The organism is Paenibacillus sp. MBLB1832 (genome assembly GCF_032271945.1).
Classification (GTDB): Bacteria; Bacillota; Bacilli; order Paenibacillales; family NBRC-103111; genus Paenibacillus_E; species Paenibacillus_E roseopurpureus.
In genome coordinates, this window is the sequence record NZ_CP130319.1 from 4964438 (window position 1) to 4980221 (window position 15784).

Sequence of the window (15784 nt, forward strand, 5' to 3'; positions counted from 1 at the left end):
CTTACTCGATTTCGTACTAACCCTGCTAGAGATAGGCATTGGCTGGATGATTCGTCACTTCATTAAGAACAACCCCGATTAGCTTCGCATTCGCTAAGGCGAGCTCTTCTTTTACTTTTTTCGCCACATTGCGCTTCAATTGTCCATGTTCAATAATCAAGAGCACACCGTCGCACTTGGTCGCCATAATCTTGGCATCCGAAATCGTCAGCAGCGAAGGGGTGTCCACGATAATCACATCGTATTCCTCGCTCAGCTCAGCAAGCAGTGTATCCATGCGCTGTGAAGCCAAGAGGCCTGAAGGATTCTGGGTAAGCGGCCCCCCTGAAATAAAGGAGAGATGATCCACGATGGTCTCTCGAACAATTTCATGACGCGTCGCCTGTCCCTCGAGGTAATTCGTCAATCCGCGTCGATTCTCCATATCAAAAACGAAGTGAATCGAGGGATTGCGCAAATCCGCATCTAGCAGCAGCACTTTTTTGCCAATTTGCGCATAGGCCACAGCGAGATGAACGGCTGTTGTTGTTTTTCCTTCGCCGCGACTGGAAGATGTAATGGAAATCGTCTTCGCATCGCGGCCAAATACGGAACATTCAATATTAAATCGCAAGGAGCGGTATGCTTCTAAGGCCATGGAATTCGGAAGAATTGGTGTCATAACCGCATGACTCGTATTAGTAGATGGTCTTCGCATAAGCTAATTCCTCTTCCCTGTTTTTCACTTTTCTTTTTCGCTTCGCATAGAGCAGGCTGCTCTTCATTTTCGGCACATAAGCTAGCGGCGCCAGTTCGAAAATCTCTCGAATATCCTCGTCCGTTTTCAACGTATCATCTAACGCATCTAATAACAGAATGATACCGATTGTAGCAGCCAATGACCCAACGAAGCTGAGAATAATATATTGATTGGATTTCTGATTCACGGGGGTAGGGTTGTCCTGAACCTTCGCTCGATTCAAAATCGTAATGTTGTCGACTTTCATAATGTTGGGGATTTCGGTTTGAATGACATCGGAGACAGCGTTCGCAATCCGAACAGCTCTTTCATGTGATAGGTGCCTTACTACGACGGACATGACTTGCGTTTCATTTAAATTGGTGACATTAACGATTGATATTAGTTGATCGGTGGTTACGTGTAAATCGGGGTTTCGTTGCACGACTTTATCCATAATGGCTGGGGTTTTAATAATTTCTTTATATGTATTGATGAGCGACATGTTCACGCCTATGGCACCGAAGTCAATTTGTTCTTTGCCCAACTGCCCCTGCTCAGACGTTTTATTAACTATTAATTTCGTTGAAGCTTGATAAATGGGAACATAATTCGAGCGCGAGTAGAGCGTTGTTAACAGCGTACATACACTAACAACGAGTACGATCAGCCACCAACGTTTTTTTATTAGCATGAAATATTCCTTCAAATTAATCTCCATGATTTCCCTCCTTGACTGTTTGCAACTCCAACTGTTTGATACTATTTGTATCTTCCTGTTACTCTTACTTTAAGATACTTTTTGTATCATGTCAACATATTATTCTTTAAATTTGGTTCCAAATCGTATCGTTACAATCGTTTAATAGAACGCCAAAAAAAGCAGATCCTTCCCCCGCTTGGAGGCGTATCTGCTTTGGCGAAATCCTTGTCTTCTAGCGGTCGTAGACGTTAGGTGACCACTTCTTTGATGTGAATGTGTCTTTCCTTGCTGAGATCGAGGAATGTATTCTCAATTTTTACGAGCGGATGCGTATCATCGGTGGGGTTGATGTAGACAACTTCGCCCCAACGTCCGTCCGTGAGCAGGACTTGGCGCCCGACAAGATTGCAAATCATATTCTGAAGGAAAACGGACACGATATTCGGATCCAGCTCTCCGAAGAAACCTTTTCTTAATCGGCTGACGACTTCGTAAAATGGCATTACATCATGGTAGGGCCGCTTGGAGGACATGGCGTGGAAAACATCGGCCACCGCGACGATACGACTCATTTTATCCAATTGATGATCCTGCAGCTGGAGCGGATAGCCCTTGCCATCGGCCCGCTCGTGATGCTGCAGCGCAACAAGCGCGACACGGTAGTTAATGCCGACAGTCTCGCGGAGCATATTGTAGCCTAGGATCGTGTGCTTCTTAATTTCCTCGTACTCTTCGGTCGTAAGCTTCCCTGGCTTCAACAAAATTTCTTGGGATACCTTAATCTTGCCAACGTCATGCATCGTAGCTGCCAGCGAAAGCAAGGCAACCTCCTGATCGGCTAAGTCCAGCCATTTGCCAATCAGCGTCGAAAGAATGCCCACACCAATATTGTGCTGATGCGTATACTCATCCTTCGCTTTCACAGCTTGGAAAAGCTTGTATAAATCTGGATTTTCAGCTGCCTCCTGCACGATGGGGATCAAATCATTCTTGATCTCCAGCAGCGGAATTTTCTTCTGCGTTTGAATGCGTTCAAATAAATCTTTGGCATATTGTGTCGCCTTCTGGACAAGACGCCCTGTTGAATCATTAGAGAGAGCAGTTCCTTGCGGCGTATCAATTTGTGATGTTGTTACGATATCCATCGCATCAATGCGGTGATGACGAAACAAATCCAGGTGCTCTTGATTAAGCACCGTTCGGCTTGGAACTAAGACGAGCCCGTAGCTTGTTGTCACATCATACTTTAAGGTTTTACCCAGCAGCTCTCTCAAGAAATCCAACTCCGTTTGTTTGAAAATAGTACCAATTTTAATTATATACGACAAGATTCGATAAACATATGGGAATATTAACCTATATTCGTCCATTTGTGTAGTAAATATATTACATAAATCAAATTATTTTTCGTGTGGCATGATCGTGACATCCGTCTATTCCTTTGCATATAGTAAGTATCGACAATCCGCATTTACCTAAGGAGGACTTCATTGAATGGCAACAAATAAAAAACAAGAATTGCGCGATGCAGAACTTGAGAATGAAATTATACAAAGTGCGTCATCCGATGCCCATTATCCACAAAATGTGCCTTACCCTTACGGATACCCTGTTCCGCAAGCGTATGCATGGGTGCCGGCTTATGATCCGCGCGGTCTTTTCCCTGGTATGCCAGGAGGGTTCCCAGGTATGCCAGGAGGGTTCCCTGGTGGACCAGGCGGGTTCCCGGGCGGGCCTGGTGGATTCCCTGGCGGGCCTGGTGGATTCCCTGGCATGCCAGGCGGGTTCCCGGGCGGGCCAGGTGGATTTCCGGGCATGCCTGGTGGACCAGGCGGGTTCCCGGGTGGACCAGGTGGACCGCCTCCAGGAGCTGGCGGACAGCAGCCGCCAACATCGGCGCCGCCGTCCTTTACACCGCAAAAGCCGCTTCAAGCGCCAGGTGCGTATGCGGTTGACCCAGGCGGCATCTCCCGCTGCTTATTTAGATTCACCTATGTTTGGCTGAGAAATGGTCAGCAATTCTGGTATTTCCCAATCTTCGTTGGGCGTCACTCCGTAGCTGGATACCGCTGGACAGGATTCTCGTGGATGTATTTCGGCACGGATCTACGGTTCATCGAATCGTTTACTTGTTAATGTGAGGTAGCTGTGCTGGGGTGCAGCAGAGTTAGTCGATTTTTCCGACTAACTCGCTCCGTCAGCTGACTTCCAGTAGCCAAAAAGCCTTCAGAACCACGTTCGTGGGACTCAAGGTTTTTTTCGCATAATTTACCCTCTTTCTCATTGGTTATGGAAGCGCTTTAATAATCGAATTATATAAAAAAAGAACACTAGGATAATGACCTAATGTTCAGAAAAGGTTTGAATTGTATTGATTGCTAGACTAACTCTACGTCGACGAGCTTGAACTGCGTCACGTCCACCAGTCCGCGGTTAGAAATTCTAATTTCTGGGATGACCGGCAAGGCAATTAGGGAGAACGTCATGAACGGCGCGTTAATGTTGCAGCCAATGTGCTTCCAGGCTTGATCCAGCTGGGCGACTTCAGCTACAACTTCAGGCAATGTTTTCTCTGACATTAAGCCCGCGATGGTGAGCGGCACCTGCGCCAGCACAACGCCGTTCTCAACGACGATCGTTCCGCCGCCTAGTCGGATCAGCTCATTTGCCGCGAAGGCCATGTCATCCTCATTGATGCCCATCACAAGCAAGTTGTGGCTGTCGTGCGCCACCGTCGAGGCAACCGCACCTGACTTCACTTGGAAGCCATGGGCGAAAGCCAACGAAATATCGCCGCTGCCATGATGCCGATCGATGCACGCCAGGCGTACGATATCCTGGGCGATATCGGGTTGAATGATGCCTGTGCGGATGGGAAGTGCAGCAGTCATTTTCGCCGTTCTGGCGCTATTTTCAATGATGCTGATCACGTTCACTGTCGTTGTCTCTACTGTGGAGCGACTCGCTAATCGGAAATCTTCAGGCGTCAAAGCCCGCTTCACGTGCATGGAATTGCGGATGTGCTCAGGGTAAACGAATGTCGGGAACTCCACTGTGAGCTGGCCTGCCTCGTAAATTACGGTGCCATCTGTGATAACAGTCGACGGCTCCATCTTCTGCAAATCGTCGATCAACACAATGTCCGCACATTTACCTGGCGCGATGCTCCCAAGATCCTGCTCCAGTCTGAAATAGCGGGCCACGTTAATGGTCGCCATCTCGATCGCTGTGACGGGGTCAACCCCCTCCTCGATGGCGCGGCGCACCACATGGTTTAGATGTCCTTTCTCCACCAGCGTTTGCGGGGAAACGTCATCGGTGACGAGGGAAATATTCGCAGTTTTGACCTTATCCTCAGTGACAATCTTTATGACTTCCTTCACATCGTGCCAAGCTGACCCTTCACGAATCATCAAGTGCATGCCCATGCGAACTTTATGCAGACCTTGCTCCCTTGTAACCGTTTCGTGGTCGGACGTTACACCAGAAGCGAGGTAGGCCTGCAGCATGCGATCATCCTCACTTGGAAAATGGCCTGTAACCGCCTTCCCGCTCGCGATCGTCGCTGCGATTTCTCCGCACATTTTCGGATCGCCGAATACGACGCCAGGGAAATTCATCACTTCGCCGAGCCCGCTGACATTGTCCCATTGCAAGCCCGCTTCGATGTCGGCTACCTCCAGGCTCGCCCCCGCGTCTTCCAAATCACTCGTTGCCGGCACACAGGATGGGAAAGTCGTAAACACCTTGAGCGGCAGCCCCTGCCCCTCTTCATGCATGAGGCGAACACCTTCCGCGCCAAACACGTTGGCAATTTCGTGCGGGTCCATGAAGATCGCGGTCGTCCCTTTGGCGAGACCTGCCTTCGCGAACTCCGTGACGGAGAGCATCGTGCTCTCCACGTGCATATGCCCGTCCAATAAGCCGGGCGTCATGTACTTGCCTGCGGCATCGATCACCTTTGTCTGCTCGCCAATCGTATGCTGCGCCTGACCGATGTAGGCGATGCGACCACTCGAGATGGCGACATCCATGTGCGGGATGAGCTCGCCAGAGTGCACATTCACGAGCGTTCCGTTCGTGATCACCAGGTCAGCCGGCAATTCTCCCAAGGCCACCTTGGCCAAGGTGCGGCTTACATCCGTTAGCTTATTTCGTTGTGTTGTATACGTCATCGGTGTCATTCCCCTTTTATGCAAATGAATTGAATAGGGCTATATGTTATCTTACTTTTTAACTTCATAATGTATACCTTTCTGAGGGGGAGTGCAACTTCGGTTCGTTCATCATTCATTTTTTGACTGTATATCTGGGGCATTTATTAATGGCTTTTGAAGCGCGTCCACAATGGCTGCGAAGATACTTGTTACTAAAATACCCATTAGACATAATGAGGTAGGACCCGCTGGATCATCACTATCTATAGCACTAGCAAGCACCCTCAAGCTCACGATCGCTATCACAATGAGGAAAATGACGGCAAATGCACATTTCTTAATAATCTTCAAAGCTTTAAGAGATAAGTCAGAGAAAGCAATGTTCTTTTCGATGTAGGTTAATAGTTTATATGCTTGATATAACGAAACAGAAAACGCAGTACAGAATCCGTATGAACATACTAAAAAGGGGATTAGGAAGTAAGCAGTATCAGGATGTACCCTTGCATCAAGAACTAAATTTAGGGAAATCAGATAAGAAAGTTCCTACAAATAAAATAAAAACCCATTCGCATGGGCTTTTCAAATCGTATTATTGTTGGCACTTTTCTACGGAGTAAGCCCCGTTTTTCAACGCATTGATAATCGGACTAGTTTCGCCCGCACGGTATAATCCGTCTTCTGCCAAAGCCAGTTGAGGATTTTGCTGCGTAATCCCTTTCACTAAGCTGCCTCCTATATGTAAATCTAAGATACTATACTTTTCAGGACAAGTTTATGGTTTTTTTGCCAGCAAGACGGAGGTCCCTCCTGCTGGCTTTTATCCATGTTATTGCTTCCACTTTTGCGCTTCTGGACCGCGCAGCTTGTAGCCGCTTTTCTTTTGGTAAACGTCATTTGCTTCCTTCAATGCATCGTTTCCGCCTTTCGACTTCCACTCTTCGATAACCTTCGGCCAATCCGAGATCGGCTCTTTGCCATACACCATTTTGACCATGTGCCCAATTAGTAGTGGAGCTCCTGTATCAGACAAAGCGGCGATATCCGGGTTTTTTACCATAGCTGGAAGCGCCGTATCGAACTCTAGACCTCCGCGTCCTTCATTCGGTAAAATCGTTTCGAACGTTTTGAGTAAGGATTGCCCTTCCGGTGTTGCATTCAAAATTTGCTTACGGTAAGCATCGTCCTTCACCATATGAAGGAATCCGCTCAAATAGCGTTGCTCGGAAACTTCCGCATCCGTTTTCGGGTTGATCGGAAGGGTTGTGTCAAACCATTTGTCCGCTTCTTCCGATACTTGCCATTCAAAGAACTTCAGAATGCCCGGAATTTTGTCTTTATTAATTTTGGAGTTAATAAAGTATGCACGCGCTCCGGAGGAATATAAATAACCGCCGCCCTTGCCGTCTGTTCCTACTGGGGAAGGAATAATTTTAATTTTCGCATCAGGCACAGCTGACTTCAATTGTGTTTCCCATTGAATGAGCTCCTGAGCATTCATTTCCCACATGCCTGCTTTACCGCTCAAAATAATATTTTTGAAATTCGTCGGATTGATTGTTGCGAATTCTTTGTTGATCAGGCCTTCGTCAAACATCGTTTTATACGTTGTCAACGCTTTTTGCATATTCTCGGTATCGAAAAATTTCGGCTGAACTTTGCCGTCAACGACTTCATATTGGCTCGAATACGGATATACGTCATAAGCCCCGAAGAATAAATCGGCGTATTTAAAATCCTGACGTCCCATGAACGGGTGCTCGACGCCAATCTTCTTGAAGGCGCGCAGCATTTCGAGGTATTCGTCAACCGTTTTCGGATCCTTCGTAATACCTGCCTTCTTCATTAAATCTTCACGTACCCAAGTCGCTCTGCGGGATGGCTGAGAAATAAATTCCGGAATCGCATAGATTTTGCCGTTAAGCGTTACTTCATCCCAAGCCGCTTGCGGAATTACCTTCAGCAAATTCGGCGCATACTGCTTAATCAGATCGTTCAGCTCCAGAAATACGCCTGCTTGCACGGAGCCTGCTAGCTCTTTCCCGCTGGTGCCGGCGCCAGCTTGCACAACATCCGGAATGTCGCCTGTGGCAAACATTTGGACCATTTTCTTTTCGAATTCGGCATGAGGGACCAGTTGAATATCAAGGTCGGTATTCGTTTTTTTCTCAAGTTCTTTCACCCATTTGTCCTCGTTCAGGTTGGCCGCTTTTTCTACATAGTCAAAGTTAAGCGTACGCAACGAGATACTAAACTTCGTTGGGCCTTGCTGCGCTTTCGGCGTCTCTGCTGCGGACTTAGCCGACTCTGCAGGGTTCGTATTAGCCGGCTTGCTAGTGTCAGTGTCATTCGAGCAACCGATCACGCCAATGCTAAATACAACCGCCATTGTACTCGCCATCCATTTCCACTTTCTCATAGAAATCCCTCATCCCATGATTTTTTAATTGTAAGCGCTATCAATATGTGTTGCCTTTATCATAATGCATACTGATAATGGGACACTATGGAGTAATTTTAGCAGTTGGAGTGTTTTTTTTAGGCATTGACATATTTCCACGTGACAAAAAGAACTTAGCCCTTTGGCTAAGTCCCTTGTAAGAAACTTATTGATGTGTAACGGAATACGCATACACCAAATTCTCGGCATAAGCATCCGGGCTTTCTCCAGGTGCTGTTGAGTCATTGGATTGTGTGTAATTTCCGATTTTGAAAAAACAGCCTGTTGTATTTTTGGTTTGTGTGTATGGGACAGTCTGCCCATTATACTCATAGTGAATGACACCATTAGCTACAATGATTTTAACCGTGAATACTGTACCTAACGTATAATTGCTATCCAGTAAATACCCATGCGTGTTATCGCCATCTGTGATATAAATTTTGGCAGTCGTCGAAACACCGCCTGGATTATTTCCTTCTACACGAAACACCGTTACATCATCACCGGCATCATGGATTTGTCCAACGACGGTATGCGGCTTAATCGTGGTCAAATGCGTCACCTTTTGCTTAATAAACATCGTATGTGTTTTCCCATCATTCGTGCCCCAGGACGCTTGATCCGCTGTAGTTCCAGCCGTGTAATTATCCTTCATCTCACGCAGTTCACTTCTCGGATTATTGGATCCTGACGTTGACACCGCGCCATGATTCGCACGGAATTGTACGGCATCACCATCTGCATCATGAACAACCTTAAACCATGGATCTATGGAATATGTATCTAAAGCAGGTTGCAGCACTTCAAGCGGGCTTGTGGAGCCGGACTGCTTAGGAATCGGAAGCGTGATCTTCCAATTTTTCAAATATAGGATATCTGATGGCAGAGTTGGATTAGCTGGTGGCGTTGGCGTTGGTGAAGGGCTAGCTGTAGGTGAAGGGGATGGTGAACTACTTGCTGTAGGCGTCGGAGTTGCTGTCCCTGCACCGCTATCCAGCGTAAAGTCATCGAAACGGACATCACTAGAAGTTGTTCCTCTTGCAAAAATAACAGCGGACGTATTCGAAGCTCCTGTGGTAAAGGTAACGGTATATTGTGTCCATGTGGCGGCATTACCGCCTGCGGATACTTCACTGCCACCATACGTATTGGCGCCAATAATACCACTGCCATGTATCCAAGCCTTTAAGGTATATGACGTATTCGCAGTCAAACCAGATATGGCTTGTTTGAACTCTCCTCCAACTGCAGAAGCCTTTGCAGAATATCCACCAGTATGTGTATCGCTTGAAGAAATCGAAACAGATCCAACTTTGGTCCAGCCAGTTGCATTGCTTTCAAAGCCTGGATTTGTAATTGTAATCGGCGCAGCCTGTACAGAAGTAATTCCTGTGAAAATGAAGGTTGAGGTTACAACCAAGGAAAGTATCGCAATGGAATGAATCGGCTTCCAGTTTTTCAAATTCAATTTCATCCTATTATCCTCCTAGTATAAAATAAGGTTGGCCATTCTTCTGACTTATGCAGCTGCATTTCAAATTCTGGCGATTAAACAATTACGATTTGATAAAAACCTCCTCTTTATGCATCAATTTTGTAAGCGCTTTACAAAAATAGTATAGTAAATAATTTCCTTTTCCCGTTAACGTTTTCTTTAGGTTCACTTGTGTTATTACAAGTATTGGAAACGAATATCCACAATGAAAAAGGAGACATGCATTCAAATCATAATTTTATGAACTCACCGCAAAGCAAAAAGATCTCCTGATCTTGGAGATCTTTTTACTTTCATTCTTTATCATTGCGGCTTGGTATCAGAATGATCGTGTGGCACTTTGACCGTAGCCGAAACGGACTTGTTGTTTCCTGCTCTATCCGTAGCCGTGTAAGTTATGGTGTAGATCCTTTCTATATCTAGATTTGCTTTGTCTGCCCGCAGTTTAAAAGTAAGATCCAAAGAACCATAATCTGCATCCTGAATATCAGTAGCCTCCAAGCTGGGATCGTTACATGTAATGGAGGTCAAAACAATATGATCCATTGAGCTTAAGCTGTCTATCGCATTTAAGGTAGCTGTAACCGTGACAAGCTTATGGTTGGCTGGCCATAGAGAAGCCGTATCTAAGGTTAGTTGTGTCGTCGGCGCTGTCTTATCCAGCTTAATCGTCAAGGATTTGTCTGTCTCTACATTGCCTGCTACATCTACGCTCCAGTAGCGCAAAGTATGGATTCCTTCTGATGAAATGGCAACCGTGTTTCCAATAAGGGGTCCCGAATCATCCAACTCATAATAAGTTGCTGCTACACCGGAGACAGTATCTACTGCCGTGAGGTTCACAACGACGTTATGGTTAACCCAATCTAGTGGAGCGTTATCTGTTGTCGTAGGTGGTGTGAGATCAATGGTTACTGATACTTCATTGGAAGTACCGCTTACACCACCAACATTCTCGGCAGTCACCACATAGGAATACGTTATGCCGTCAGAAGTCGTAGAATCTGTGAAGCTTGTTCCAGTCGTAGTACCTATGGGTACATAGCCGCTGCCGCTTGTCGTGCTGCGCAGAATGTTATAGCTCGTGGCTCTATTTACAGGATTCCAGTCCAAGGTCACGCCAGAAATCCCTTCAGCCCCAGTCAAACCAGTTGGGGTGCTAATGGATTGGGCTTGGTGAGTAACATGGAGACTGTAAATTTTGACGACACCGCCTTCGGTGCTGGGACCTACGTTATCCTGTGTATATGCACCTGCTTTAAAGTAAAATTGAAGATCCTTCCAACCTGGGTCAGCCGCGATAAAGTCATAGGACTGAGTAACCCCATTGACCGTCATGTAAAGAACCCCATCTATAACTTGTATTTGGGCATTATAGGTATCGCCTACATGAATCCCGCCAAAAACAAAGTGGGTGTCGCTGCCGCCTACGGAAGCATTCTTTGCAAGGAAGTCTACGGCATGCTTATTGCTGTCGTATTGCATTTTTACAAGTGGATTCGCATTTCCGCCCGTAGGGGAAACACCATGAATCTGTAGGGCAATCACTTTCCCCGTAGATGGAACCACAGTTACTTTTTCCGTAGCCGTCATCGTATGAATGCCTGACCACATCCAGTTGGTCGTATTGTCATTAGGAACTAACATTTCTCTTAATTCGGAGCGCGGGAAGCTTGAGCCGCTCGTTGTGCCGCCGTTTACGGGAGCCCAGAATGTCATCGAGCCATCACTTGGATCTGTGTAAAAGTAAGGGCTGGTATAGCCATTTGCAAGCTGGGCCACTGAGATTTCCGAAGCGGTTGAATCCGGAATGGTCAGTTTCCAGTGAGAAAGATCAAAATTCGTACTAGGAGGTACTTGTGTAGATGCACTGACTTCAGCTGAATTCGGACTTGAGCCAACAGCGTTAGCTGATTGTGCAACGTAATAGTACATTGTCCCGTTAGCAACGGTCGTGTCAGTGTACGTTGTTGTTGGACTTGTACCTATAAACGTATATCCGCTGCCACTGTTCGTGCTGCGCAAAATGTTATAGCTCGAGGCGTCATTTACATCCGTCCAAGTCAAGAACACCTCACGAGTTCCACCTATGGCGGTTAATTCGGGCGGTGCGGGAGGATTCACTTGAATTGATGTAATAGGTGATAGGGGGCCTTCTCCGATCGAATTGACCCCCGTTACTGCATAATAATAAGTTCCTTGAACCAGACCGTTGTCGGTATAAGCAAGGGTAGGACTTGTATCTCCAAGACCGAGCCCTGTTGCAATTGGGGATGTGAAGGGTCCGCTTGATGAAGTACTGCGATACACATTGTAAGTTTGGGCACCGTTCACACTAGGCCATCTTACCAGTACGGTATTGTTTGTCTGTGATGTGGTTACGGAAGTGGGAGCAGCAGGTATCGTTACAATTGGATGAGGCGACACGGCAATGGGTGCTGAATCAGACGTTTGGCCTGGAACATTACGTGCAGTAACGATAAAGTTGTAGGTGGAGCTATTTGATAAGCCAGTCGCCGTATAGGTGAACGGTCCTGGTAATGCATTTTGCGCAACATTCGTGGCAATGACTGTATAGGTTGACTCGCCGGGCCCTTGGCGTCGTATATCATAGCTGTTGTCTATAGCAACTGTCCATTTCAAATCAGCTGCACTATCCTTGTCATCGTTGATGACCAGAGGAGTAATGACAGGATGATAATAGGGAGTAACCTGAAAATCATCAAACGCAGTAGCGCCTGCATTACTATATACGCCAGCTTGTCCTGAGACATACGGTGCTGAGCTGGCAGGATCCGTAGCGGACAGAACGAGTGTAGTTCCGTAATAACATTCCAGCGTTACGCTTGAATCGAGATTATTAATAATGTTCATCTTCAACGGCAAGTAACCTAAGTTGTCCATGGCTTGAGCCAATGTTGTATTCGGAATGGTGACACCGCTTGTATTTGGAGAATTACTATTTAGGGGGATTGCTGATTTGGAATTGCCCGTGCTGCCGAATGCCTTCTCGATATAAAATTGATAGCTAGCGGAATTCTTTTTCACCATAAACCTGTAATATTCATGACTACTGCCATCGGGTGCATATCTTGCAGCGAGACCAGCATAAGTACCGCTACTACCAAGTACTTTGACCTTTGCTGAGATTGTGATATTACTAGTTATGATTTCAGGCAAAGATTGTCCCCAATAATCATTTGTGCTCACGGTTGGGGTTAGAGCGGTTTGTTTCATAAAATGATTCTTGGTTGTCGTACTTGGAATGATTTCCTCATCAATTGACCAGAGCCCGCTGCCGAAATCGTTTTTCCAAGGCTGTGTTTCGTTGACGGGGGAGCCGATAGGTGCAGTAGATCCAGGCTGACCAGCTGTACCATAGGATTCAAAGCTTTCTTGCAATGAATAGCTTAGACCGGTGGCATATGCGTCATGTAATTGAAAATAAGTAATAAATGAAAAGAGCAGTGATAAACATAATAAGTGGGTTATCCTTTTAGGGTTAACATACATGCTCATAGTATCCTCCTACATATATAATTCTACAAAAGTTAAGCGTTTACGTGTATTTGAGTTGGATACAAAGAAACCGCCGCCCGTTATGGTTCGTCAGAACTTTAGGGGTTACGGTTTCTGTTACGTATGACTTACGGAGCAAGCGGTCCTACATCCGATGTTGTGAGAGGTGAATTTATAACCGAACTCGTTGCATATTCATCTGCGCCAACGTCGTTCGTTCCTGAACGGCTTTGACCATCCATGTCTGTTGTTACAAACGTATAAGAGCCTGTCGAAGCGTTGATAGCCGGGCTTGAGCTAGATAGCTTTTGTAAGCCCCCAGATGAAGTTAAGAGTGGATTCACGTTGTTGATTTCAGCACTTGTTCTAGTGACGTTACTTAAAGTAGAGCCGTAGCCAATATTACCTTGGAACGTGGTATTACTTGTTTTAACCTGATTATACAGGGTACCCGTTGAATTTTTCACGATATTATTCGCTATGATGCTGTCTACTGGCGCTAGCGTGTAGTTCCCACCGATAACGATCCCTGTTGTACTGTTTACAATTGTATTATTTACAATTTGCGCACGGTAAACTCGCCAGTGTTTGCTTAAATCGGAGCTTGTGAACGTTGACCCGTTCGTTCCTCCATCGAAATCCCCGCCGTCAACGTTAATCGCATCTGCGAAGCCACTGCCTGTTAAATTTTCAAAATAGTTATTAAACACTTTATGATCGTTGGCATACAAACGAATACCGCCGATACCCGATTTCACGCCATCCCCTAGGAAGAAATTCCCATAGAAACTCTGACCATGTCCATGCCTAGAAGAGAGTACACCTTGCGAGTTGCGGAATGTATTATATCGAACGGTGTTTTGACCGCTTTTTACCGAGACAAATTCAGGATCGCCATCGCAGTTTTCAAAAAGGTTGTACTGGATCGTTGCAAAGGCATCCGACATCGATAATGTGCTCACACCTAAGCGAATCGCTTCCATTTCATTGACCGCACGAGGTCCGATATCGTGGAAGTAGTTATACTCAATGGTATCGTATTGCGAAATTTGGGTCGAAGATCCATCAACGGTAATAAAGTTACCCAAATCATGTTTAGGTCCGAATTCATTATGATCGATACGGTTATGATGGCTATTGGCGCCTCCAATATAGACCCATTTGAGTGAATTTCCATTTTCCGTTAATGCAAACGTGTTTCGGGTTACACGCACATTGTTGCTTTGATCTAATTTTACAGCTGTATTTCCTGTGTTCGTAAACTTCAGGCCTTCAATCGTAACATAAGACGAATTCGTTACCACAAAATAAGCTCCACCCGATATGATAGCCTGTCCAGTATTAGCTGCTTTAATTGTAATTGGATTCGCAGCCGTTCCTGTTTTGCCACTAACGCTGAAATTACCGCCATTGGTATAAGTACCATTTGCAAGTACGATTGTTGTGCCTGCTGTTGCACTGCTAATGGCTGCTGTCAATTGAGCAGATGTCGACACATTTACAACCGTGCCGCCTCCACTTGCTTGCGTTGTAGCTGAAGCTGAACTGCTTGCGACGGAAACGTTACCAGCTGCATCCTTCGCTTTCACCGTGTAGCTGTAAGAAGTTGAAGCACTCAAACCTGAATCGTTATACGAAGTTGTAGCCGATGAACCCACGAGTGAGCCTCCGCGATAAATATCGTAGCCAGTAACGCCAACGTTATCTGTGGATGCCGTCCAGCTGAGGTTAATTTGACTACTCGAAACTGCATTAGCTGTAAGCCCTGTCGGAGCTGTCGGAGGTGTTGTATCACCTGAACTCGCTTGGGTTGTAGCACTTGCAGTACTGCTTGCAGCTGAGATGTTGCCTGCGGCATCCTTCGCCTTTATCGTATAGGAATAGGCTGTAGAAGCGTTCAAACCTGTATCCGAATACGATGTCGTAGCCGATGATCCCACAAGCGAGCCATCGCGATAAATATCGTAGCCAGTAACGCCAACGTTATCCGTAGACGCCGTCCAACTCAAGTTAATCTGGCTGCTGGACGCCGCTGTTGCCGAAAGTCCAGTTGGTACAGTTGGAGCTTGTGTATCACTTACAGCACTGTCCGTCACGGAAACATCGTCAAATTCCGCTATCCCATTCGCATATAAACCAGGAACACCGTTTGTTAAACTGCTGTCTGTCCCTTGTACCAATAAAACCCCGTCTACATAGCCTTTGACCGACGTTCCATTCACTTCCAGTTGCAAATTATAAAAGGTAGATGTGTTCGCAGTGAAGGGAACCTGCTGAATTGTCGTTGTGGAACCGCTTACTTTTTTGTTCAGAAGTAAATTCCCATTATACAAAATTAGAAAATAGTAGTTATTCCCATTTGTGTATCGGGCGACAATCCCATTACGTACGCTCGTAGATCCCACTTTTACTTTGGCCGAATAGGTATAATTGGTCCAGGTGGAGGTCCCATTTGTCATGATATACGTATTGGAAGTGGACGAAGTTTGTGTGGCGACCTTACTTCCATCCGTGGCAATACTCCAAGTTCCGTTCCCTGAAGCATTCGTCCACGCCCCCGATGGGAAACTGCTGTAGGATTCGAAGTTATCACTTAGCAATGTTGCTGCGAACGCTGGTGTCGCAAGTGGAAGTAAAGGAAGTGACAGCATACAACTGAGTGCTATAGGAATCATCTTTTTCGACTTTACGATTTTCATTTACGTTCACTCCTTAAGTTTAGTGTTCATTTCCTGAAGTTATGAATATG

The 15784-nt window shown here is 46.1% G+C and carries 11 protein-coding genes; 1 reads left to right on the forward strand and 10 read right to left on the reverse strand.

Going from position 1 to position 15784, the window contains the following annotated elements; genetic code table 11:
* Window positions 1-25: 25 nt before the first annotated feature.
* From MJB10_RS22380 to MJB10_RS22390, 3 genes are all read right to left on the reverse strand, one after another.
* Window positions 26-697: a CpsD/CapB family tyrosine-protein kinase gene (locus MJB10_RS22380; RefSeq protein WP_314798664.1), complete on the reverse strand. Its 672-nt coding sequence runs from the start codon at window positions 695-697 to the stop codon at window positions 26-28.
* Complete coding sequence (locus MJB10_RS22385) at window positions 678-1439, reverse strand: YveK family protein (RefSeq protein ID WP_314798665.1); 762 nt, start codon at window positions 1437-1439, stop codon at window positions 678-680. Before MJB10_RS22385 ends, MJB10_RS22380 begins: the two co-directional genes overlap by 20 nt.
* Before the next feature lie 230 nt (window positions 1440-1669).
* On the reverse strand, window positions 1670-2749 hold the full coding sequence (locus tag MJB10_RS22390; protein ID WP_314798666.1) for an HD-GYP domain-containing protein: 1080 nt from the start codon (window positions 2747-2749) through the stop codon (window positions 1670-1672).
* A 166-nt stretch (window positions 2750-2915) separates the two neighbouring features.
* Here MJB10_RS22390 and MJB10_RS22395 point away from each other — a divergent pair, with 166 nt between their 5' ends.
* Complete coding sequence (locus MJB10_RS22395; RefSeq protein ID WP_397386552.1) at window positions 2916-3557, forward strand: hypothetical protein; 642 nt, start codon at window positions 2916-2918, stop codon at window positions 3555-3557.
* Between the two features lie 242 nt (window positions 3558-3799).
* On the opposite strand, the gene ade is transcribed toward MJB10_RS22395, so the two are convergent.
* From ade to MJB10_RS22430, 7 genes are all read right to left on the reverse strand, one after another.
* Entirely contained in the window at window positions 3800-5596 is a 1797-nt protein-coding gene (ade, locus tag MJB10_RS22400) for an adenine deaminase (RefSeq protein ID WP_397386553.1), read from the reverse strand.
* 111 nt (window positions 5597-5707) lie between these two features.
* The gene (locus tag MJB10_RS22405; RefSeq protein ID WP_397386646.1) at window positions 5708-6112 is read right to left on the reverse strand and encodes a DUF2975 domain-containing protein; all 405 of its coding nucleotides are present in this window, start codon (window positions 6110-6112) and stop codon (window positions 5708-5710) included.
* A gap of 58 nt (window positions 6113-6170) precedes the next feature.
* The gene (locus MJB10_RS22410; protein ID WP_314798670.1) at window positions 6171-6302 is read right to left on the reverse strand and encodes a hypothetical protein; all 132 of its coding nucleotides are present in this window, start codon (window positions 6300-6302) and stop codon (window positions 6171-6173) included.
* A gap of 105 nt (window positions 6303-6407) precedes the next feature.
* Complete coding sequence (locus MJB10_RS22415) at window positions 6408-7997, reverse strand: type 2 periplasmic-binding domain-containing protein (RefSeq protein WP_314798672.1); 1590 nt, start codon at window positions 7995-7997, stop codon at window positions 6408-6410.
* Between the two features lie 187 nt (window positions 7998-8184).
* On the reverse strand, window positions 8185-9495 hold the full coding sequence (locus MJB10_RS22420; RefSeq protein WP_314798675.1) for a polysaccharide lyase family 7 protein: 1311 nt from the start codon (window positions 9493-9495) through the stop codon (window positions 8185-8187).
* Window positions 9496-9819: 324 nt separating this feature from the next.
* A complete protein-coding gene (locus MJB10_RS22425; RefSeq protein ID WP_314798677.1) occupies window positions 9820-13029 on the reverse strand; it encodes a polysaccharide lyase family 7 protein in 3210 nt (1069 codons plus the stop codon).
* Window positions 13030-13163: 134 nt separating this feature from the next.
* Complete coding sequence (locus tag MJB10_RS22430; protein WP_314798679.1) at window positions 13164-15734, reverse strand: chondroitinase-B domain-containing protein; 2571 nt, start codon at window positions 15732-15734, stop codon at window positions 13164-13166.
* Window positions 15735-15784: the final 50 nt, after the last annotated feature.

What these genes read in the sequence shown, in the direction of transcription:
- MJB10_RS22380 (WP_314798664.1), bottom strand. Translation starts at nt 697, where the DNA reads ATGCGAAGACCATCTACTAATACGAGTCATGCGGTTATGACACCAATT.
- MJB10_RS22385 (WP_314798665.1), bottom strand. Translation starts at nt 1,439, where the DNA reads ATGGAGATTAATTTGAAGGAATATTTCATGCTAATAAAAAAACGTTGG.
- MJB10_RS22395 (WP_397386552.1), top strand. Translation starts at nt 2,916, where the DNA reads ATGGCAACAAATAAAAAACAAGAATTGCGCGATGCAGAACTTGAGAAT.
- ade (WP_397386553.1), bottom strand. Translation starts at nt 5,596, where the DNA reads ATGACGTATACAACACAACGAAATAAGCTAACGGATGTAAGCCGCACC.
- MJB10_RS22415 (WP_314798672.1), bottom strand. Translation starts at nt 7,997, where the DNA reads ATGAGAAAGTGGAAATGGATGGCGAGTACAATGGCGGTTGTATTTAGC.
- MJB10_RS22420 (WP_314798675.1), bottom strand. Translation starts at nt 9,495, where the DNA reads ATGAAATTGAATTTGAAAAACTGGAAGCCGATTCATTCCATTGCGATA.
- MJB10_RS22425 (WP_314798677.1), bottom strand. Translation starts at nt 13,029, where the DNA reads ATGTATGTTAACCCTAAAAGGATAACCCACTTATTATGTTTATCACTG.
- MJB10_RS22430 (WP_314798679.1), bottom strand. Translation starts at nt 15,734, where the DNA reads ATGAAAATCGTAAAGTCGAAAAAGATGATTCCTATAGCACTCAGTTGT.